Genomic DNA, 20,577 nt, shown 5'->3' with positions numbered 1-20,577 from the left:
ATCAACTTCGTCGAATCGATCGGCGACTCCGCCCCCTCAGGGCTCGAATGGGCGATCTGGATGAGAGGTAGCGTTGACCGTCGAAGACACCACGACCGCCAGATTCGTTGAGACCGGATTGCGACTCCTCATCGATCAACCCCGCGGCATTCTCGACCGGGGACTCCGCAGCGAAGACGTAATCAACGGCGCCAACGGATCTCACGCGACTTTCTATAGGAGATTCCCCTCGAAGGCCGCCTATCTCGCTCAAGTAGTCGACGGACTTGTTGCGTTGCCCCGCTACACATCTCAGGAAATACAGTCAATCGTGGCGGCCGAATTGACTGCAAACGGAGGGCTAACCCGGCCGGCCATCCGGTCATTGGTCACCTCTCACTTCGCACACGTCACGGACCTCCAATCTGTGACGAAGCGCCTTCTCGCGCACATATTTGCAGGTTCGACTCCGCGGACGACCCATCCACTCCGAACCGACTACCACCGACGCGACCAACTGGCGCTGGCCGCCTTCGACGCTTCGTTCGGGCGATTCGGCGCAACACTCCGAAAGCCCTTTACTGCAGCAACATTTGCCACCGCAGTGACGGCAGTCGTCGAAGGTTTCGCGTTACGCAGCCGGATCGATCCCAAATCCGTAACGCCCGCGCTTCTCGCTGACACACTCCTGACCTTTCTCGGCGCTACCGTGGACATGACCCAGCAACATGGGCATGTGGACGACACGCTCTCCGCGCTCGATCTACCACCATCGACGCCGCGCCCACCCGCGCGCGACCCGCGGGCAGCAATGATCGCCGCCGCTCGCGACGAGTTCGCTAAGCGGGGCTACTTCATGACTCGAATCGAAACCATCGCGGTCATTGCCGCGGTACCGCTCGAAACCGCCCGCAAGCTGTTCCCCACCAAACCGCACATTCTTGTGGGAGCACTCAGATCTCATATTGCGGCTATGACGGAAGCGGTCGCAGACGACTTGTTGATCGGCCTCGACGAGATCGAGATTGTTGAGAACCACCTCCTCAGGTGCGCGCGTGTCGCCGTAGAGGAGACGGCGTTCATGGATGCGCTAGTTGCCGCCGTCGCGCACGACACCTACTCCGAGCCAGAGGGTCTGCTCTCAATCAAACAGCAGTTGAACTTGCCCGCAATCATCGCGCCGGTCATTCAGCAGGGGCAGGACAAAGGCGTCCTGACTAGTTGCGACGCGCCGATCGAAATCGCGGCCGGGATCACCAACACGCTGCTCTTGCGGTGTTTCACGCGACGCACGCATACTCCGGAGGACAATGCGATGTTCATCAGCAGGTTGGTGCTGCATGGTATGCGCACCCGCTGACATCCGCGGCGCGGCGTAATCGGCGGGACAGCACCGCGACGAACACCGCCTCGCCGAGCTTGTCTATCGCGTTGCTGTGTCAGTGTTGTCATGAAAGCGCACGATCTAGATCGACGAAAACCGATCCTGCGAGTCCATGCAAGGTAGGTCGTGAATGTTGCCAGTGAATTGCGTTGGGAGAACCGCGACACCGAACTCGCGCTGTGACCGTCGTCGCCTGTCGCACCCTCGCTGCGAAACCCGATTATCGCGACTGCCTTGGGCCCACGACCGCGAGGCGCCCTTGACCGTAGTCGGGTTATAGCCGGATTACACGGCCTGGGCAGGCTGCTGGGAGAAAGTCGAACTACGCAAAGGTTAAGGACGAAGCTTGTCAGGGGTGATCCAGACCCCTAGCTCGGCATCGGGTACGAAATGCCGCCGGAAATTTCAGTGCGTACGTACAGCTGCGCCGCCTACCCGAAAGCGTTGTCTCACAAGGCGCGTCGCTCTTATTGCTCGCGCTCGGCCAAAGTGGCCGTGAACGCACCAATCTGTAGGGTCGCGATCGTCGAGGACGCTCTCAGGAGAGCCGCCGAAGCAATCGCGGACTGATCAACAGTCCGTGATCCGAACCCAGCCGGCCAGACTTGAGCAACTTCAGCGAACGAAGTCACGCATCGTGTCATGCGGTCAAACGACTGTGCCGAGTGCCGCTACGTGGGACCATTGGATTACTGCGCAAACATACGCAAGCCCACGCGATCGTATCGGGCCAATGCCGGCTCGCACCCGAGCAGAACTAATTCGAACCATCAACGATTTCTGACACTCCAAGTACGCGAATAAAAAGGAGAATTACGTGCGACTCACAATTAACCGCAGTCAGGCTGCCGTCAAGGGAATGCTCGGCGGTCACAAGGGAACGCAATTTACCCTATCCTATCAACTTCAACTCACAAATGAGGAAACTCAACTAGTTCAGCAATACAAGCTGATGGAGTACCCGCTGACCTGGAAGACTTTCCAAGGCGACCGCTTTCCAGATGACACGATCGCGAGCATGATTCGGGGTACAACTCAAACCGTTGGAGACGTAAGGACACTCCTGAACAATGAGGATATCGTCAAAGACGCGGTTGACGAATTGCCAATTCTCTTCAAGGTATGCAGGACTTTCGGCGGAAGCGAAACTATCGACTATCCCCGAAAGTAGGGTCCACACGCGTTTGATGCGGCTGATCAGCGTCGGCGGCCTGGCTCTGGTCCGGCCGATTAGCGGTGGTCGATACCGCCCAGCACTCACCGAATGCCTTGACCGAAGCATCCACGCACCGCAGTCAAGTTGATCCCCAGACTCTAACTCACTTGTTCCACTGTCCTGCGCTCAGACGTGCTGATCTGCTTTAACTAGAGCAGCTGCAGAAGGTTCTTCTCACGATTGGGTCCTTGCACATTATTGTGTAACAAGTGAAGAAGACGCCCCCCCGAACTCGGGGTAAGCCATGATCGCCTGACCCATGTAACGGCCGCTGGCATGCCCCTAGGCACACCTTAGTCACACCTTCGGTACTCGGGACATAACCGAGTTCGGCGGATGGGCAGGCGCTTCACGCAACTGAGAACTTCGCGATTCTCTGGACTCGACAACCGCGCGCCCAATGATTATCATTCGACTGAATGACTTCGCGTCTGGACTCCGCTCGGTACGGTCGACTGGACGTCGACAACGGGGGGCCGCGCAGTGACAATGGGCGGTCTTGACCTGGAAATAGACTGCCGTCTTGTCGTCCTCGTCGCCGGCTTAGCGGCGTTCCTGGCATGCATCGCGCCATTCGGATTCTTCGTTCCTAGCCAATCAGCCGCGATTGCAGGTGGCTTTGCTGCCGGCTCTGGGAGCGTCAATCCAATTGTCCAGGCGTCGGCAGTCACGACCGGCGCCTTCCTGGGCGGGCTTGTGGGATATGGAATTGGTTGCTGGATCGGCGATCGGAGTTTCGACGGCCGAAAGATGAAGCACCGCAGTTGGATGAGGTACGGACAAGATCTCATCGCCAGGCGCGCGGTGGCCGTCGTATTGGTCGGGCGCTGGAGTGCAGCAACTCGATCGACGGTTCCAAACATCGCGGGCGCCGCCCGGTATCCGCTGTCTCAGTTCGCAGTTTGGAACCTCGCCACTTGTGCAGCATGGGGGGCAGCGACAACGGCGGCTGGATATCTGGCGCATGAAGCGATTAACGGCGGAACATCCGCCTTGACCGCAGTATCGACAGCGGTGCTCCTGTCCGTGTGTACATACGTTGCCCTCAGTTACCGAAATTGGCGTATCAGCAACGCACCCCGAACGAGAGATGTGAGCGGCCATGAAGTGGAATAAGCGCGCATTCGAATCGGCGGGAGTGACAGAGTTTCCGCCCGGTCCAAATCTTGCGCGGCTCGACAACCGCAAGATCTACGTAACCAGGCCGGGCTTTGACAACATCGGCGAAATTCTCATCTCGATGAACGTCAAGTTCGAGGCATTCGACGGCAGCTACGATTGCGCGCTGCTGTTCATCAACTGCGGCACCCCGGATCAAATCATTCCTGCCGCACTAGCCGACTTTGTGTCCAACGGCGGTTGCGTATACGCGTCCGATCATGTCGACGCGACTATCGCCTCGGCCTTTCCGCAGCTACTTTCGTTCGGCGGCCATCAAGGTAATCCGGGCTCAGTCAAGGCATCGGTGATCGACCCCGAGCTCAGAGACCTCATAGGCCGAAAGCTCACCATCGACTTCGACATGGGCTCGTGGGCAACGATTTTGCCTGGCAAGGGCGAAGTCATTCTCGAATCACGCGACTCAGGAGTCGATCGCCCGTTGATGGTTTACGCCGAGTATGGAAAGGGTGCGGTGTTCTACACCAGCTTCCACAACAAGGCACAGACCTCGGCAGAAGAGAAGCGCCTGCTGCAGCTACTCGTATTGAAGCAACTGAGCGTATCGACGCACTCCACGTTGAAGCAGACTGGAGATTCGTTAGGGATCAGCATGCGCCTGTAGCGACCGGCGTCAGGCCTTTCGCACTAGCCCGCGCGCCATCGATGCGATCGAATCCGCGATAGTCTCCGACCCCGCTGATCGCGGGGAACCGGCTTTCTCCGTCGAGATGACGTCAAGTTCCGCTGCGCTCGCGTCGCCCAGCCCGCAGGTGATGATACGAATGTTGTCGGCGATCAATGGTTTTGACGCCGCGATCGCGGCCTGTTTGTTCCCAAGATCACCATCACCGAAAACCGCAAGTACCCGATCGGCTGCGGGCATCGCCATGAGGACGGCATGAGCCTCACGAAGCGTAGGCACGAAATCGTTCCCGCCCCCCGCCCGCGCCGCCTCAAGCATTGCGATCGCATTACGCGGTGATCGCTCCGGTCGAGAGATCGCATCGATGCCCTGGTGCCATAGAATTACGCCGACCGAATATCCGTCTGCGATAGCCTCACTCACGAACTGCCGACATCCCTTGCGCGCCTGCTCCAGTCGGCTGCCAGACATCGAACCGCTTACGTCGAGCGCCAGAATGACGACTCCCGACAGGCTCGCCTGAAGCTTCCCGAGGTTCCCCCCGGGCGGACACTCGGTGACGGGTTCGGCCTGAAACCGCTTCTTCGTCCATCCAGCCACACGAAACTCCTAGTCCGCCAGCAAGAATCCGGCAATTGCCTGGGATTGCTTTGCTACTTCGTTGTCGTCGAGCACGCCCTCGATAAATGCCTCCATCGGGAGGAGCTTGTTTTTGTAACTGCGCGCCTCGGCCGTAATACGGCCGTCGATCCCGATGGAAACCAACAACCGGATCTCGGTGCCCCCGTTCGCGCGAGGGATGTCGGAGACCTCGCAGTCGAACACCAACCTGTTGTCTTCCGGCCGCTCGGACACCAAGGCGCCGCCTTGCTCGTAAAGCTGAATCCGGGCCTTGTCCTGATTGTCCAATATCGTTGCAACCGAGACCTGGTGCGCGACGATCGGGAGCTGGGTATTCGCGGTGAGAGCCTTCCGCACATAGGGGTCGGGGCGCCAAGGCTCCGCACTGGAATGCACGTAAACGCCTATCGCCCTGGGCAACACGGGTGTGATCCGAGGCGAGCCCGTCGACGCAGTGGTCCCCCCCAACATCGGTGGGACAGAAAGTTGCTCCGCCAGGGCAGCCGCACCTCGCGCGACGGCCTTGTCGGGGTCGGTTATCTCGACCGGCACCTTCAACAAATCGCTGAGGAAGGTCCTGATCATCGGCATGCGAGTCGAGCCGCCCACCAGCAGGACCCGGCTGATCGGTGGCGCCCCGAGGGCAGTCGCGGCACCGCAGACACGTTCGACACTTTGCCTGCATTGCAGAACCAGGTCGCGAGTGGCAGACTCGAAGTCCGTGCGCAGGACTGACAAGGCAAACTTGTGCTTGCCGTGCCGGATAGTCTTGGGCGCTGAGTCCGACTGACTAAGTTGACGTTTCACCTGCTCGGCCGCCGAGTTCAGAGCACCGACGAACTCGTCGTCGTCGCGGAAGTCGTCGTTGCCGGTCTGGGCTTCGACCTGCTCCCAGAGGAGATCAGCCAAGCGCAAATCCCAGTCCAAGCCGCCCAATCGTGTCTCGCCGTCGACCGCCCAAATCCGCGGACTCCCTCGATCGAATCCGATTATCGCGACATCGAAAGTCCCACCACCGAGGTCGAAGACGAGTGACGTTCGAGCCGATTCCGTATGCGCCCCATACGCATACGCGGCAGCGACGGGTTCCGCCAAGAGCTCGAGACAGTGCAGGCCAGCAATCTTCGCGGCTGCGTGTGTGGCTTCCTTCTCGGCGACGCCGAAATAGGCGGGAACAGTGATCACGGCTCTGAGCTCCTCGGCGCGGCATCTCAACACGTCTGCGGCATCCTTTGCCAATCGCTTGAGGATCAGGGCTGAAATACCCTCCGGCGTCAAAGTGCGGCCACCGTACTCGAGTTGAAATTCCTTCCCCATCTGCCGCTTTATTCCGACTACGACATTGTCTGGATCACTTGCCACGTATGACTTGGCTTCCGTCCCGACCAACACTGAACCGTCGGGGTCGAAATACACGACCGATGGCGTGAGGTCCCCACCGTCGGGCGCCGCTATGAGGCGTTCGGCGCCCTGCGTGCGGCTGAACACACAGGAATAGGTGGTCCCCAGGTCTATACCGATGGACTGCACGAGATTCTCCCGCTGCACGCGCGCTCACGCATCCCAGGGGAAGGGCACCCACGAGGCCAACTGACTACTGAGATCCTCGACCCACGCGGACCCGTCGTTGAACATCTGTTCACCGCGACTGTCCTGCAACAGCCATCCCGCCAGCCAAATCGTCAGGATCGCGAGCATGACCAGATGCGTAGCGCTCCACGCTGAGCGAAAACTCCAGTACACGTTCGGAATTCCGTTTTTCATCAGACTACTTCCGCCGAAGCCGGGGCCGGCGTCTCCACCGGCGCGATCATGATTTTTGTCTTGGACTTGTCGAGCAACCATTGAAAGACGTGAACGGGATGCCGATGATCGGCAAGGGGATGCGGTTGCATCAGATCGGTGCCGAAGAAGGCGATATCGGCGAAGTCGTCCTCCAGACGACGCACGAACCCGTCCTGTCCGTGGTCGATCAGCCACTGCCGTATGCCATCCGAACTGCCGGGATTGATATCCACTCCCGCGGGCAGGCTCTGTAGCGCGTCCAACTTCGTGAGGACCACGCCGAGCTTCCGGGCCTTCAGGTTGACGTTCTCCGCTCGCAGCCTATCGATGACGCTTGCATACGCATCCTCCTGGTCGGCGGTTGCGATCTCGAGCCTGCGTTCGAGTCCGGCACGTTTTGCCTCCTCGATAACTCCCGGTAATCCGAGCGGATCGATGACCAGCAAGATCACGTCTGCGGTATCGATGTATCCCAGACTTTGGGTCGTGTCCATATTGACGAACGATTCACCGGCCGCGTCTACGAAGTGGAGCTCGAGCTTCCGCGCTCCCAACTCGACCACATAGGGCCACCCCTCCGGATTCTTACTGAGCGGGGTCTTCGCCGTCGATTGCGATGTTGCCATCACACCCCGAGCCGTCTGCAGGAAAAGCACTGCTGGTGGACTCAGCGGGACAAACTTCCCACCCTGACTCGTGACTTGCGTTTCCATGATCGTAACGCCCGCAGCCAAGAGACGCGTTTTCCCGGCCGCGATAGCGCCGATTGTCGGAATCTGGATTGTGCGGCGCGTTCCCGAACCCTGGGCGACCTCTTCGCCGCAGAAGGGGCACACCGCCGTTAGTTCCTTCGCTGCGGCACGAACCGTCGTCGGGATCCGCGTGCCGCATTCACATCGACGATGCATCATGCCCAACGGGCCGGGAGACACGTCGCGGTGGATGATTGTGCAGCTCTGATTCGAGCATTTGTAACTCGGCATATCGGTTTCTCGGTAGCATCTCGCGCACTTCAAGGACGCGCGTTCTTTCTTGCGACCGACCTTATCGAACCATCGATACGCCAAAATCCAGGCTTGCTGAATCAGATAAACAACGCCGCCGAAAACACCCATCGCCACGAGCCAAAAAAGAATGGAAATCCAGACTCCGAGGAAGAATCCGACCAGCGGGACTGCGGCGAGCACTGTCCATGCGATTCCGGGAAGGCTGGTGGCCAGCTTCCACAACTTGGAGGCACGACCAGAACTGGCGCTCGTACCACCCGTTCCTGCGGCGGCCGATCGATTCCACCGACTCGGTGAAACATTGGGCCAGACCTTGGTTTTAATGACCTCCTTCGTCTCAGCGATGACTGCACGAGCATCGTTGCGTGCCTGGTAGGGGTTGTATACCGGCCATGCCCTGTCCCAACCGAAGTGCTTCGCTGCGCCGCGCGCCTTCATCGCGATCACCTTGCCCGCAGCCACGGCTTCTGGCGTCACCACGACCGGTTGCACCATCGCCTTACCCCGCAGTACTCGCAACGGAATTGCCAGCCCTGCCAAAAGGCCGGCTGCCAGGCCGACGAGGAAAGTGACGATCCAGTAGATAACGAGGATTGCCAGCAGGCGCATTATCACGGCTAGCACAATCCACAGCACAAAAACGACAACAGTTGCGCCAATAACGAACAATATGAGGGGTCCGACAATATCTTCCATTGGAATCAACGCTCCTTGCTGAATAGGCGTTTTCCGCCTCGGACAAGATTCCGCCCTAGCCGGCCCTTTTTCGCGTCATCGAGAAGCGCATCGAGAACCGGCAACCAACTCGGATTCAATACGCGGCGAACTGCTTCGAGCCGGTGTCGACCATCGCGTGAGTCTCCGAGGGCCACCAGGTAATCGCGCCCGGCGGCGTGCTGGCGGTCCGTGCCGGATTCGTACAGGCTCAGTGCCCAAGTGACAGCCTTTGCGTCACCTTCCTCGGTCGCAATCCCGTCGAGCGCGTAATCGATGCACGTTTCCGCCCACTCGCCGACGGCCCGCTCCAACCGAACGACCGCGCGTTGATCCCGCGCCCTGACCATCAAGTTGCCAACCTCGGGGATCAAGAACGCCACGTACGGACCCACGCGGTCGGCGATGTCGTGCATCGCCGGATTGCGCTCTCGCGCAGTGGATTCGTGGGCATGGCGATAGATCTGCCGGATAGCGACGGTGTCGTCGAAGATCGTCTGAAGTCCGCGGTCATCAGGCAGTGCGCGATCGGCGAGCATCCTGTTGATAAGCCATCCTCCTGACAATCCGTCCGCCACTCTTTCTCGGGACTTATTGAGCCCCTTGACAATCCAGGCAGACAGATCCGCGGGAACCCGAGGGTGTGCCGCTACCCATTCGGCGACGACTTCGACATCCGCCGGTATGTCCGCGCCGTCCAGTGCGAGGCGCCAACTCTCGATCGGTAGCCTCGCGCCCTTCGCCGCGATTTCGCCGGCACGACGGTTCAGTGGAATACGACCGACGGAAACCGCGCTGATCCACCCGCCGAGTTGGGACGGCGAACTTGCACCCAACGAGTCCCATGCGCCCGCGGTCAGCGCGCCGATCGCCCAATCCTCTTCACGTCCTAGCGCTGACACCAGTCGACTCGTGATCCTGGCGCCGAGCTCGGATTGATAGGGCAGCTCGCTGCGCCGCTGCGCAAGTTCGGGATGCCGGCACCAGTAGTCGGCCAATGTGTCGAGACACGGTGTGATGTCAGCGCCAGCGAGCAGGTTGAACTTGTGCGCTGCGATCAACACCGCAGGGAGGTCCTCCGCCCGGGCCTGCCTAGCAACTGCAACCTGGGTAGCCTGCCCGTGGACACGAGATTCGTCCGAATCCCATTGAACGGGAGGCCAACCCGCAGGCCACGCATCGACCGCAGTCGCCCACGCGGGAACGAGGCCGGGAGACGCTGCCAAGGCCTCGAGAGTCGGTAACAGGATTCCGGTGGCCACATCGTCGAGGTCCGCACGATGGGCATGCACTATTGCATTGGCCGTGAGTCGGACATCCGCTTCGTCGGCTGGCGGACCACTCACAATCATGCCGAGTAGCTCGTCGGCATACATGGCAAGGTCGTCGCTCATCTCGGAACTCGACAGCCCAGCAACGGCACGCAAAGCCGCGGAACGATCTTGCGCACCACTGGACCCGATCGCGCCGCCAAAGCTGACGATTCCGGCAGCTTGCGTGGCGACATCGGCGCCGAGGACGGATTCCCACCGGCGAGCGACGTCGATGGCCGCGAGCGCGTCAACGGGGTCACCCTCTAGAAACCATTTCGCCTGTTGGGCCGCCGACTGCGTGACCTCGACCGGCGTCGCCTCCCCGCTGATCAGGTCGACGACATTGAAGGCCGCGCCGCCGGAGTGGACGCTAGGGGTGGCGCCGAAGTCCGGGCTCGCGCCAACAATGTCCGCGACTGTCGACAGTGGCTGATTCGAAAAAGCGTGGAAACTCAGGTCCAGTGCCCGATTGGCGTCGATGAACAGCGAACCCAGAGCGATGTACTGCATCACAGTCTCGAGGCTGGTGTGGACGATGATGAGCTTCTTCGCCGGCGAACTTGTCGCCTGCTCGATCATGGTCAGGAAGGTCGGAAGGAAGTCTGGACCGAGAAGTGAATTCTCGATCAGTTGTTTCTTGAGTGCATCGGGCTCGTAAGCCGGGTCGATCTCAAGCGGCGTCGGCCACGAGTCGAGAACTTTGGTCGATACCTTGTCGACACTCCACCTGTTGGCCGCAAACAATTGAGCAGGACGGTAGGGCAGAAAATCGTTGCGCTCCGACGTCAGAATCGTCTCGGTCAATTGGTTACCTGGACGCGGACGCGTAATTGTCTTTCCCGTCGACTTGCCCCGCGAAAGGAAGTACTTGCCAGCCGATGTCCGGTAAATGCAGCTCGAAGGATGTGCTAGTTCTTCGTGGTCGACGTGCCAGCCAGACGACACCACATGGAGCATGCGCTCAGCAACAAAGCTGCGATCAGCGGCAGTAACACCATCCGAGGCCGCCGCAAAGTTGAAGCCGCCGACACCGTCGAGCGCTTCGTCAGGCCGAACGTCGGTATATATCGTGACGTCGAACATCTCAGCCTCCCTTGGGGAGGAAGCCCCGGTCAGCCATCAACCACAAGAGTGGATCGGCAACTCGATGCGGCAGAACGCCTCGAGCATTCACGCGTTGACTCCCGTACTCCGGCTCCGCGCCAAGCGCTGATGCCCCGAAAAGGCGATATTTTTCGTAGTTGTTGTCAAGGAGACGGAGCAGAGCGTCGCCACCCCACTTGTCGATCATCGACGCGATGTGGTCGTGGATCGACAGCGATTCCGCGTCATCGAAATGACGAAGCTTGGACGACGCCTTGCGCATCGGATGATCCGGCGGAATATCGTCGAAGAAGGCATCGATCTTCGAAACCACGACCGCCACCGGCTGTTTGATCTTCTTGTTCTTCTTGGTCTTTTCGGCCGTCTGCAACACCGTTGTCAGTGCGCGCAATACGGTGTCCGGCGATGTTGCGAGACTCTCTGCATCGACACCGCGATTGATCGCACGATCGCGATTACCGGGAAATCCAAAGGGATCGAGCAGCAGAATCACGCCGCTTGTCGCCGCGAGATAATGCTGACCGAGTGCCCGGTCCTCGGTCGCGAGGTCTTCACCAGCTGAGTCGTAGAACGAGAAGATCGTGGAGACGTCGCGCGATACTTTCCCGCCCATCGCCTTCTTACTGAACCGCCATTCGAAAACCGCGGGGATCGTCATCCCCGTCTCGTGGCGCTTGGTCTGCTCTGGCAGAACGCCCTTGTCGTCTTCCATGCCGCGCAGCAACGTCTCCAACTGCCCCGCGAGCCCGCTCTTTCCGCCCGGCGAATCGATCGAGGCGTCGAATCGTCGAGCGATCGTGGAGTAAAGCTCTTTCTGCAGCACCGCAAGCATCACCGTTTTGCCGGAGCCGCGAACACCCACGAGCCCGAAAAGGGGCGAACTGGCGTCGAAACTCCGGGGCATCCGAGAGTGACAGTCTGGACAAACCCGGATCGCGCTGACCGCGCCACAAGCGGTACACGTTGCCTCCGACTTCGCCAGAACCTGGCGTCCCGCTGCGTCGGCAATGACCGGGAGGACCGGCGTGCCATCGGTGAACAACTGAATACGCGCAGGATCGGGCAACTCGGAGCATCGCGTCCGCCCCGGTGCCGCACGACCCGAACACCGAACCGCGAGCGCGTTGGGATTCACCTCGTTGTAGCAGTACGGGCACGGGACCTTACTTTGGAAAAGTGCCATCTCGCTTAGCCTTTCAGCTGATTCGTCGGCGGATCTTCCAGCTTCACTGGGGCGCCACCGTCAGGAAATATCCGGATCCAGAATGGGCTCACCAACCGAGGAATGTTGAACTCGACGCTGGCAGGAGTTACCCCGTCCAAGTCGACACGGATCTTCTCGACCACCTCACCGTCAGTAGACCGGGACGGCATGATCGAGCTCTCCCGCGCGACCACCAACAGCGAGACCGGACCTGAGAATCCGTCGGATTCCACTGTTGCGCGGACAGGCTTGCGGCGACCGAACCGGGAGGGCGGAATCTCGAGCTTGTACTTGACCACCGGAAGCCGCGCCACGATCTGAACCTCGACCGGGCTGGCGATCCATTTCTGACCATTCCCGAAGGCCACGGTAGAAATGGTCACTCTATCGACAGCCGTCGCTTGGATCCGACAGCCGCCATTGATCTTGTACTCCGCGCGACTGACGCTCTTCGACTGAGCCCCGCTGCCGCTGAACCAAGAAACAGCGGCTGAATAGTCGCCGTGTGGCCATTCCCAGGAGACAACGAGCTCGTCACCGTAGCGATCTACCCGGGGATTCTTTACGCTCGGCGCCGACCCGACGACCGCGGACGCCCCGAACAGTCCCCTATTGCCGTCGACCGTGATGGCAGCAATCACCCGCAGATCGCGAAGGCGCGGGAAACTCAGCGAGGTCTGCCCCGACGACGCACCAAGGACCCCGCTGACACGTCGGCCATCGATTCCGTCGAGGTCGGCAAGGTCCACCTCGATTCCAGCCGCGGGCAGCTTTTCGTCGACAGGAAAAGCCCACAGTTCGACCGAATATCCGCCTGGCTCGGTCCACGTTGCACGGTGTCCGTCGCGTCCATCCGAAAGCTTGGCATCGGCGATATGCAAATCACCGATCACGCTGATCACACCGCGCGGCGAAGCATCGATCGCCACGGGCGGCGACACCACGCGAGTGCCGTTTGGCAGCACATAGACAGCCTCGAACGAGAAGCGATACCGCTCGCCCGTCACCAAGCCGGTTACGGTCGTCCGATTCGTGCCGCCCGCATTTACTGGCGCCCGGGTCCCGTCCGGATTCGTTCGCGTCACCTGAACCCCGACTGCTTCAGGAGCGAGGCGCCACATCAACGTGATCTCGGTCGGTGACGAGCCGGCTGTCACATCTTTCGGGCCAGGCAGAACAATCTGGTCTGCAGAGGCCGGTAGCGACGCGACGCCGCGGCGGACAGCGAAAACCGAGTAGTGCACGCGTTTGGCCACAGGCGGAGCGGTATCGATAAACGTCGCTGCGGTCAGATCTCGTGCCAGCTGCGAGCCGTCACCAGTGTTGGCCGGCGCATGCCCGTCGGTGCTGCGTACGACGATGAACTGGCAGTCGGCCCCGCCATCGAACTTCCAGCTGAGCGTTATCCCGCCATTTTCTAGGGGTTTCGCGACAAGGTACTCGGGAGATGGCGGCGGGAGCTTCTCGAGCCGCTCGGTCAGCCGCGCATCCTTGCGGTCGATAACCGACGCCTGGGTCAACGCGTTTGCAGCTGTCCCGTAGTCCCGTTTCGCGATTGCAGCTTCGTATTCGGCTACCAGGGTCGCCTTCCGGTTCTCAGCCGCGGCCAGGACGGCTGCGACCCGATTGACCTCCGCTTCACCGAACTGGTCGACATTGGCTACGGCGTCGAAGGTATTGCGCGCGTCGGCAAGTGAACCCTCTGCAACCAGATTCGTCACATCGTTGAGGTCGCGCGTGCTTGTCGATCCAGAGAGCTTGGCGAGTACCCGGGCTGCGTCGACGTTGTCGAGTCCTGTGCCCTTCGTGAGCTTCAGGAGTGCGCTGGCAAGCAATTCGCCGCGGGCGAGCATCTCTTTGGTTGTCGCGACGAACGATGCGAGCACGAACTGCTGCAAATCGGCACTATCGGCGAAATCGGTCCGCACGATGGTCAGCGCTTTCTGCGCCGCCTGCAGTGCATCCGAATCCTTACCTGTTTCAGCGGCCTTCTGTGCTGCGGCGACCTGCGCGATCGTGATCGGACGTCGCCCACCCGGGCCGAAGGTCAGTTCATCGATCACCCGGATCGATTCAGCGCGTTGCGGTTCTGCCAACAGCAGCACATCCACGATGCTTCGATACTCCGTGAACCTGCCGATATCGGTCACCCCGCGCTGGATGGGCGTCGTCGGCAGCTTGAAGTCAGAGCACACGACGATGCCGGACCCCTCGACAGCCAATTTCAGCGCGGATTCTGAAATTGAGCCCAGCCCCTGGGCCTTGGCTTTGTCGGACAACTGCTCCTTGGTGATGACCTTCAGAGCCTGATGCTCGAGCGAGACTGCTGCAGCGAAGTCGGCGAGCTTCGATTTGAAGACATCAGCTTTCGCCGATTGCAGCTGCTTCCAGAACGCCGGTGACGTGAGGTCGTGACCAGCGACCTTCAGTTCGGCAATCAGCTTCTTCAGAAATTGAGCCGGCGGCATGGACTGCCGCTTGTTCAAGAACATGTCGACCGAAGTGATATGCGCCGCTAAATCGCTCAGGTCGGCTGGAACAGCCAAGAGCGTCGCCAGGTCGAGACCGGCAACGACCGAAACGTCTGGCGAGCCTTGGAGTTCACGCAACGCGCGCTGGATTTCGGCCAGCAGAAGCTTGTCGCGCGTGAGCGGCTTAAGCACGTCCGCGAGGTAGGCCTTTTGATCGAAGGTCGTCATGTCGCATCTGCTCCAACTCGTGTTTGGAGGCTAAATGCAACTTCGTGCCCCTGCTGCACCGCGATGGTGGCCAGTCCCGTAACCGAGATGATGACTCGCAATTGGATGGCACACCCGCACGGGATCGACATTTCATTGACCTCAACGTCTTTCAGCACAAGGTCCAGATCGAAATTGCCGAATCTCGAACCGTCACTTCGCTCGTAAACCCGGACGCGCAATTTGTTCTGGTGCGAATTGGACACCACCTCGAAGGTGTCCTCGAGTGGAAGACTCTGACCGGCATGAACAACAAAGTTGGCATATCTGACTAATCCGCCCGCGACAACCTCGCGGACGAACTCGACTCCGATGTTCCGCAACAGCACGTTCTTAACACTCAGGGTGGCTGCGCTAGGGCCGAGAATATCGGCGACACCGGTATTGGTGGAGGTTCCAGCTCGAGAGCCACGCTCCAACTTGCCGGCGCCGCTCAGAACGACCCGCCCATAGATCGCGGCGCCCTTTGCCGCAGCCAAGTCGAAATCGGTCGGAATCGGATCAAACCCTGCCGCGCGCAGTGCCTCTGCGACCATCGGCATCCGCGACGATCCGCCAGCCAACAGGAGTTTGTCGATCACCAGCCCAGGCGATTTGCACTTCGCAAAGTCGATCACCCGCCGCGTGATTCCCACTGTCTGTTGAACCAAATGCGCTGTTGCCACGGCGAACTCGTCGCGCGTGACGAGAATTTTCTCGTCGTGCCCCTCGAACCGGCACCGGAAAGTGATGTCCTGCTTACGAGTCAACAGCTTCTTCTTGGACTCGACATCCTGCAAGATCTCGACCATGAAATCCGGATCGTCGGCAGGATCGACATCGGCGATCCCGGCCTGCGCCACGAACTTGTCGATTACAACTCGCGCAAGAGCCGCATCCCAGTCCGCGCCGCCCAGTACGCGGTTACCGTCCACCGCAACCACTTCGACGTTGCCCGGCTCCGCAATCATCACCGTCGTGTCGAACGTGCCGCCACCGAGGTCGTAAATCAGGACGGTCTCGCGTTCCTCCGGAATGCCCACGGACAGCAAGGCAGCGACCGGCTCGGCGAGAATGCCGACAACTTCGAGGCCCGCCATCTCGCCGGCCTGCTTGGTGGCCTCCTTCTCCCTCACCCCGAAGTAGGCCGGCACTGTGATGACAGCCTTGGTGACCTTCGACTCGCCCTCCTGATTGGCTGCATGCACCAGCTCCTTGAGGATCAGCCCCGAAATCGACTCCGGCGTATAGGTTTGACCATCGAACTCCTGCGGAAACACAGTCCCCATATGCCGCTTGATCAACGCGCACCCATTGTCCGGATCGGTCACCAGACACGATTTCGCCTCGGCGCCGACGATCGCCGCACCGGACTCGAAGTAGACGACCGAAGGGGTGGTGTCCTCACCGCTCAGATTCTTTATGATCTCGACCTGATTCAGATCGTCGATGTGAGCAACCGCCGAATACGTTGTCCCCAAATCGATTCCGAACACGCCGTCAAGTCCGGCTCGGGACCTTCCTTCGCCCCTTACGAGATAGCGGAACTTCCAGGGTTCCAGCTCCTGCCAGAAGTGCGTCGACGTGAGATCGTGACCGCAAGCTTCCAACGCGGCGATCAGCATTCTCAGCGCGAAAGCCGGCGCGACATTGTCGCACTTCTTCAAGTAACCGTTGACTGATTCCAAGTGTGCGGAAAGGTCCGACAAATCATCGGGAATTGCCAGCAACTCGGACAACCGGAACCGCGATACCGCGTGGAGACCGACCGAGTCCTGCAGCTCGATCACCGCCCGCATTAGTCCGATAACCGCAGTAGGTTGCCAGACCAGCGGACCGACTACCTGCGTGAAATAAGCCTTCTCTTCGAGACTCATGACCGAGTCATGAGCCCACCGACGAGGGCCTTACCAGCTTCGACCTCCTCCGGCTTCAGGACCGAGATCTTGGCCTCGAGAGTAAGTTCGCGCCCCGAGATCGGCTCGCGCGCCCGTAGGGTCGCGATTCCCTCGTTCGAGATGCTAAGCAACAGCTCAATGGTCGAGCCGCGCGGCATAGGCGGCATACCTGTGATCTCTGCTTCAGTGAGCAGACTGTTCGCCGAAATACTCTCGGACTCGACCTCGCCGCCCTGCTCGTAGAGCTTGACGCGGACGCCGGTCTGGTTGTCAGATGCAGTTCCAGCCTCCAGCTTCGCGTCCACTACCGGGAGTGGATCGTTTGCGTGCACCAAGAAGCCGATGTATTCCTCGAACCCACCGGACGAATCCCCACGAACGAATTCGACCCCGATACCCCGCGACAGGGCATTCTTGATATTCAATGTTGTTGCGCCGCCGAGGAAGTACTTCGCCTCGGTGTTGGTCGGGGCAGCAGCTTGGGGGTCACCGGCCGCGCTGCCCGTCTCACCGACAGGAAACGGAACCGCGCCGTCGACGATTGCTTGCCCGTAGATGGCAGCTCCCTTGGCCACTGAAAGGTCGAAATCGGTTGGGATGGGATCGAATCCAGCCGCGCGCAGCGCCTCGTCCACCATCGGCATACGCGACGATCCACCGACCAGCAGCAGCTTGTCTATGGCGAGTCCCGGCGACTTCTGCTTGGCAGTATCGATCACGCGTTGGGTGATTTCGACGGTCTGTTTCACCAAATGCGCTGTAGCCGATACAAACTCGTCGCGTGTAACGACGATCTTCTCATCGTGACTCTCGAACCGGCACCGGAAAGTCGTGTCCTGTTTACGGGTCAATAGCTTCTTCTTGGACTCGACATCCTGCAAGATCTCGACCATGAAATCCGGATCGTCGGCGGGATCGACATCGGCGATCCCGGCCTGCGCCACGAACTTGTCGATTACGACGCGAGCGAGAGCTGCATCCCAGTCAGCACCACCCAGCACGCGGTTGCCGTCTACCGCAACCACTTCGACGTTGCCCGGCTCGGCAATCATCACCGTCGTGTCGAACGTGCCGCCACCGAGGTCGTAAATCAGGATGGTCTCGCGCTTCTCACCACGGACGCCCAGAGACAACGCTGCCGCGATCGGCTCGGCGATAATGCCGACAATCTCCAGACCTGCCATCTCACCGGCCTGCTTGGTGGCCTCTTTCTCCTTCACCCCGAAGTAGGCCGGCACAGTGATGACTGCCTTGGCCACCTTCGAATCGCCCTCCTGATTGGCCGCCTGAACCAGCTCTTTGAGGATCAGCCCCGAAATCGACTCGGGCGTATAAGTTTGTCCACCGAACGACTGCGGAAACTCCGTCCCCATATGCCGCTTGATCAACGCGCACCCGTTGTCCGAATCAGTCACCAGCGACGACTTCGCCTCACCGCCGACAATCGCCGAACCGGAATCGAAGTAGACCACCGAAGGCGTGGTGTCCTCACCGCTTTGACTCTTGATTATCTCGGCCTGGTCCAGATCATTGATCTTGGCGACCGCCGAATAGGTTGTCCCCAAATCGATTCCGAAAACATCACCGGACACGTCAGTTCTCTCCTTCATTCTGGTGGTTGGCGGGTGCGGAAACATTCGCCGCAGCAACCGACACGCGGTTCGCGGAGTCGACCGCGTCGGCGCCCTGGTACCTGTACACAGTCACCATCGCCGGCATGAATACGCGCTCCGCGCCGACGTAGGTAAATCCCTGCCGCAGTACACGTTCGACCCGCCGATCGAGGCTCGCGTCATCTGTCTCGACTCGCCGCCGCGCGGCGTGCTTTCCCGCATCGAAATCGTCGAGCACCGAAACGCCGATCGATTCGATATCGAGCAGACCTAGGGTCTCTTCGATCTCGGACACGAAGAAGTCGAAGTCCTTCTGCCCAAGGTCGTCGCTGCGTGCCGCTGCCCGCGCTTCTGAACCGCGTGCCTCGGTGTGCAAAGACGCAAGCTTGAGAATGACTGGCTTCAGCAACTCACGAATTTGATCTGCCTGCAGCTCTTCGATGCGAGCCTGCATCCTCCGAATGATCGACTCGTACTGTTCCGCCCTGCCATGGAAGCGCTCCAGTGCCCGCACCATGTCGGCGAGCTCGCGGGATTGAACAGCAGGCTCGGCGGCAGTTTGCACAGCGTCCGTCGTACCTGCACCACCGTCGGGCGCGTCGCCGGCAACCTCGTCCGACACGTCGGTCCCGACTGGTTCACCGGCGGCCACATCGAGCGGCCTCGCAGGCTCGTCGGCGTAAGTATATTGATCATCCGCTGACATCAGTGATGCCCGCCTCCTCCAAGAAACGTTGACCTCAGAGCGCGAAACGTGAAGGCCAGATTGATATCTGGCGTCCTGCGCCAACGAATCTAAACAGGAAAGCTGACCGGCTGATATCCGTCGAACGCATGACATCGCAGGTTTGACAATTGCAGAATGGGCTTGCCGGCTACTGATGAGTAGCGTCGATACTTACTCGACGTTCACGCCGTAATCGGTCGCGATACCGGCCAGACCGCGTGCGTACCCCTGGCCAACAGCGCGGAACTTCCACTGCCCTCTGTGCCGGTATACCTCGCCGAAGATCATCGCGCTTTCAGTGTTTCCCGGGCGTTCCATCGAGAATCTGGCCATCTCGGCGGTCCCACGCTCGTCACGAAGCCCGATGTAGGCGTCACGGATATCAGCGAAGGAGAAGCCACCGGCGTTGCCCTTGTAGATCGCGACCGCAAATACCACTTTCACCGCGTCCTCGGACATCCGAGTCAGTCGGACCCGGATAGTCGACATGTATGTGCTCGCGCCGACGGACTGAGTACCGCCAGTCAGCTCGACGCTCCCATCTGGGTTAGTTGTGTTGTTGAAGAATACGAAGTGGTCGTCGGACAACACTCTGCCATTGTCACCGACAACGATTGCGGAGGAATCGATGTCGATCGCGCTGCCGACCTGGTCGCGCACACTCCATCCCAGCTCCACGAGCACGGTTTCGGGGCAATGGTCAGCTGTCCCGACAACCATGTTCTCCCCCTTGGCCAACTGACGCCCAGGTTCTACCTTCGGCCTGACGGGCGCCGGCGTACTGGCTGCTGGGCGCTCCATCACCGCGAATCCAGGCAGATCAGGTACGGGAGGTCGGGCGACAACCGGCGGTGGCGGCGGTGGAGCAGGGGGATTCACTATCCGAGGCGTCTGCGGAGCGGCAGGGGGACTGAGTGTCATTGCCGACGAGTGTGGCAGCGGCACAACAGAACTGACGGGGACTTGTGGGACCTGTTCTGGGATAACATCTGGCCGGGCCGGTTCTGGGACAACACCTGGTCGTGACGTTTTGCCCCGTAATTCGTCGATGAAGACTGCCCGTGCACCGCGCATCGCAGTCACGAATTCCATGTCGGCCTTGCCTCTACTCCCCACGGAAGTGTGCAGACCCTTGAGCTGCGCTGCCTCTTGCAACGGTTTGATCAACATACTCAGAATCTCGGCGGCATAGTTGCCCTCGTGTCGAGTGAGCACGCAGACGACCGAACTGATGTCGCCGTTGGTGAATACCGACCAGGCGACGTCGAAAGTCGGCGTCGACGCCTGCGCAAGATGATCGCTTGGACGAACCGACGACTCCCTCAGGAATGGCGCCACATCAACCATCAGCTCATAGAGCGGGCCGGGTTCGATTCGCCCGCACAACATCGGCGCAATTCCGGACACCTCGACCAGTTCTACGAATAGGTTCGCGAGCGGGTCGCTCTGCGGCTCCATCGGAACCATGCCCCCAGCAACTGCGCCTGAATC

At 60.2% G+C, this 20,577-nt stretch carries 15 protein-coding genes; 4 read left to right on the top strand and 11 right to left on the bottom strand.

The features are described 5' to 3' along the window. Positions 1-688 precede the first annotated feature (688 nt). The 4 genes from ACHIRB_RS20365 (at position 689) to ACHIRB_RS20350 (ending at position 4,362) form a co-directional block, all read left to right on the top strand. Positions 689-1,339 (top strand): TetR/AcrR family transcriptional regulator, encoded by a 651-nt coding sequence (locus tag ACHIRB_RS20365; protein WP_395127765.1) that lies wholly within the window; start codon positions 689-691, stop codon positions 1,337-1,339. Positions 1,340-2,180: 841 nt separating this feature from the next. After that, complete coding sequence (locus ACHIRB_RS20360) at positions 2,181-2,534, top strand: hypothetical protein (RefSeq protein WP_395124355.1); 354 nt, start codon at positions 2,181-2,183, stop codon at positions 2,532-2,534. Between the two features lie 534 nt (positions 2,535-3,068). Beyond that, positions 3,069-3,695 carry a DedA family protein gene (locus ACHIRB_RS20355; protein WP_395124356.1) on the top strand — a complete coding sequence of 209 codons (627 nt, stop codon included), beginning with the start codon at positions 3,069-3,071 and terminating at the stop codon, positions 3,693-3,695. 22 nt (positions 3,696-3,717) lie between these two features. After that, entirely contained in the window at positions 3,718-4,362 is a 645-nt protein-coding gene (locus ACHIRB_RS20350) for a hypothetical protein (RefSeq protein ID WP_395124357.1), read from the top strand. A gap of 9 nt (positions 4,363-4,371) precedes the next feature. On the opposite strand, the gene ACHIRB_RS20345 is transcribed toward ACHIRB_RS20350, so the two are convergent. From ACHIRB_RS20345 to ACHIRB_RS20295, 11 genes are all read right to left on the bottom strand, one after another. After that, positions 4,372-4,983: a vWA domain-containing protein gene (locus ACHIRB_RS20345; protein WP_395124358.1), complete on the bottom strand. Its 612-nt coding sequence runs from the start codon at positions 4,981-4,983 to the stop codon at positions 4,372-4,374. A 9-nt stretch (positions 4,984-4,992) separates the two neighbouring features. After that, on the bottom strand, positions 4,993-6,534 hold the full coding sequence (locus ACHIRB_RS20340) for an Hsp70 family protein (RefSeq protein ID WP_395127764.1): 1,542 nt from the start codon (positions 6,532-6,534) through the stop codon (positions 4,993-4,995). Between the two features lie 24 nt (positions 6,535-6,558). Then, on the bottom strand, positions 6,559-6,768 hold the full coding sequence (locus tag ACHIRB_RS20335) for a hypothetical protein (RefSeq protein ID WP_395124360.1): 210 nt from the start codon (positions 6,766-6,768) through the stop codon (positions 6,559-6,561). Further along, positions 6,768-8,492, bottom strand: a complete 1,725-nt coding sequence (locus ACHIRB_RS20330) for a TRAFAC clade GTPase domain-containing protein (RefSeq protein WP_395124361.1) — start codon at positions 8,490-8,492, stop codon at positions 6,768-6,770. The genes ACHIRB_RS20335 and ACHIRB_RS20330 overlap by 1 nt, the downstream gene beginning before the upstream one ends. Positions 8,493-8,497: 5 nt before the next feature. Next, positions 8,498-10,906, bottom strand: coding sequence for a GAP1-N2 domain-containing protein (locus ACHIRB_RS20325; protein ID WP_395124362.1), 2,409 nt, complete (start codon positions 10,904-10,906; stop codon positions 8,498-8,500). Between the two features lies 1 nt (position 10,907). Next, positions 10,908-11,831, bottom strand: coding sequence for a hypothetical protein (locus ACHIRB_RS20320; protein WP_395124363.1), 924 nt, complete (start codon positions 11,829-11,831; stop codon positions 10,908-10,910). Between the two features lie 284 nt (positions 11,832-12,115). Beyond that, on the bottom strand, positions 12,116-14,830 hold the full coding sequence (locus ACHIRB_RS20315; protein ID WP_395124364.1) for a fibronectin type III domain-containing protein: 2,715 nt from the start codon (positions 14,828-14,830) through the stop codon (positions 12,116-12,118). Beyond that, a complete protein-coding gene (locus ACHIRB_RS20310) occupies positions 14,827-16,587 on the bottom strand; it encodes an Hsp70 family protein (RefSeq protein WP_395124365.1) in 1,761 nt (586 codons plus the stop codon). Before ACHIRB_RS20310 ends, ACHIRB_RS20315 begins: the two co-directional genes overlap by 4 nt. Positions 16,588-16,721: 134 nt before the next feature. Continuing rightward, positions 16,722-18,338 (bottom strand): Hsp70 family protein, encoded by a 1,617-nt coding sequence (locus ACHIRB_RS20305; protein WP_395124366.1) that lies wholly within the window; start codon positions 18,336-18,338, stop codon positions 16,722-16,724. A 1-nt stretch (position 18,339) separates the two neighbouring features. Next, a complete protein-coding gene (grpE, locus tag ACHIRB_RS20300; protein ID WP_395127763.1) occupies positions 18,340-19,065 on the bottom strand; it encodes a nucleotide exchange factor GrpE in 726 nt (241 codons plus the stop codon). Positions 19,066-19,257: 192 nt separating this feature from the next. Beyond that, a complete protein-coding gene (locus tag ACHIRB_RS20295) occupies positions 19,258-20,544 on the bottom strand; it encodes a TerD family protein (protein WP_395124368.1) in 1,287 nt (428 codons plus the stop codon). Between the last annotated feature and the right edge of the window lie 33 nt (positions 20,545-20,577).

This window comes from Antrihabitans spumae (assembly GCF_043944905.1).
Classification (GTDB): domain Bacteria; phylum Actinomycetota; class Actinomycetes; order Mycobacteriales; family Mycobacteriaceae; genus Antrihabitans; species Antrihabitans spumae.
The sequence above is the reverse complement of the archived record's forward strand: the minus strand, read 5'-3'. Positions and strand labels throughout refer to the sequence as shown.

Excerpts from the sequence above, each read along its gene's own strand:
- ACHIRB_RS20320 (WP_395124363.1), bottom strand. The coding sequence starts at position 11,831 with ATGCCCCGGAGTTTCGACGCCAGTTCGCCCCTTTTCGGGCTCGTGGGT.
- ACHIRB_RS20295 (WP_395124368.1), bottom strand. The coding sequence starts at position 20,544 with ATGGAGCCGCAGAGCGACCCGCTCGCGAACCTATTCGTAGAACTGGTC.
- ACHIRB_RS20335 (WP_395124360.1), bottom strand. The coding sequence starts at position 6,768 with ATGAAAAACGGAATTCCGAACGTGTACTGGAGTTTTCGCTCAGCGTGG.
- ACHIRB_RS20355 (WP_395124356.1), top strand. The coding sequence starts at position 3,069 with ATGGGCGGTCTTGACCTGGAAATAGACTGCCGTCTTGTCGTCCTCGTC.
- grpE (WP_395127763.1), bottom strand. The coding sequence starts at position 19,065 with ATGTCAGCGGATGATCAATATACTTACGCCGACGAGCCTGCGAGGCCG.
- ACHIRB_RS20325 (WP_395124362.1), bottom strand. The coding sequence starts at position 10,906 with ATGTTCGACGTCACGATATATACCGACGTTCGGCCTGACGAAGCGCTC.
- ACHIRB_RS20315 (WP_395124364.1), bottom strand. The coding sequence starts at position 14,830 with ATGACGACCTTCGATCAAAAGGCCTACCTCGCGGACGTGCTTAAGCCG.
- ACHIRB_RS20330 (WP_395124361.1), bottom strand. The coding sequence starts at position 8,492 with ATGGAAGATATTGTCGGACCCCTCATATTGTTCGTTATTGGCGCAACT.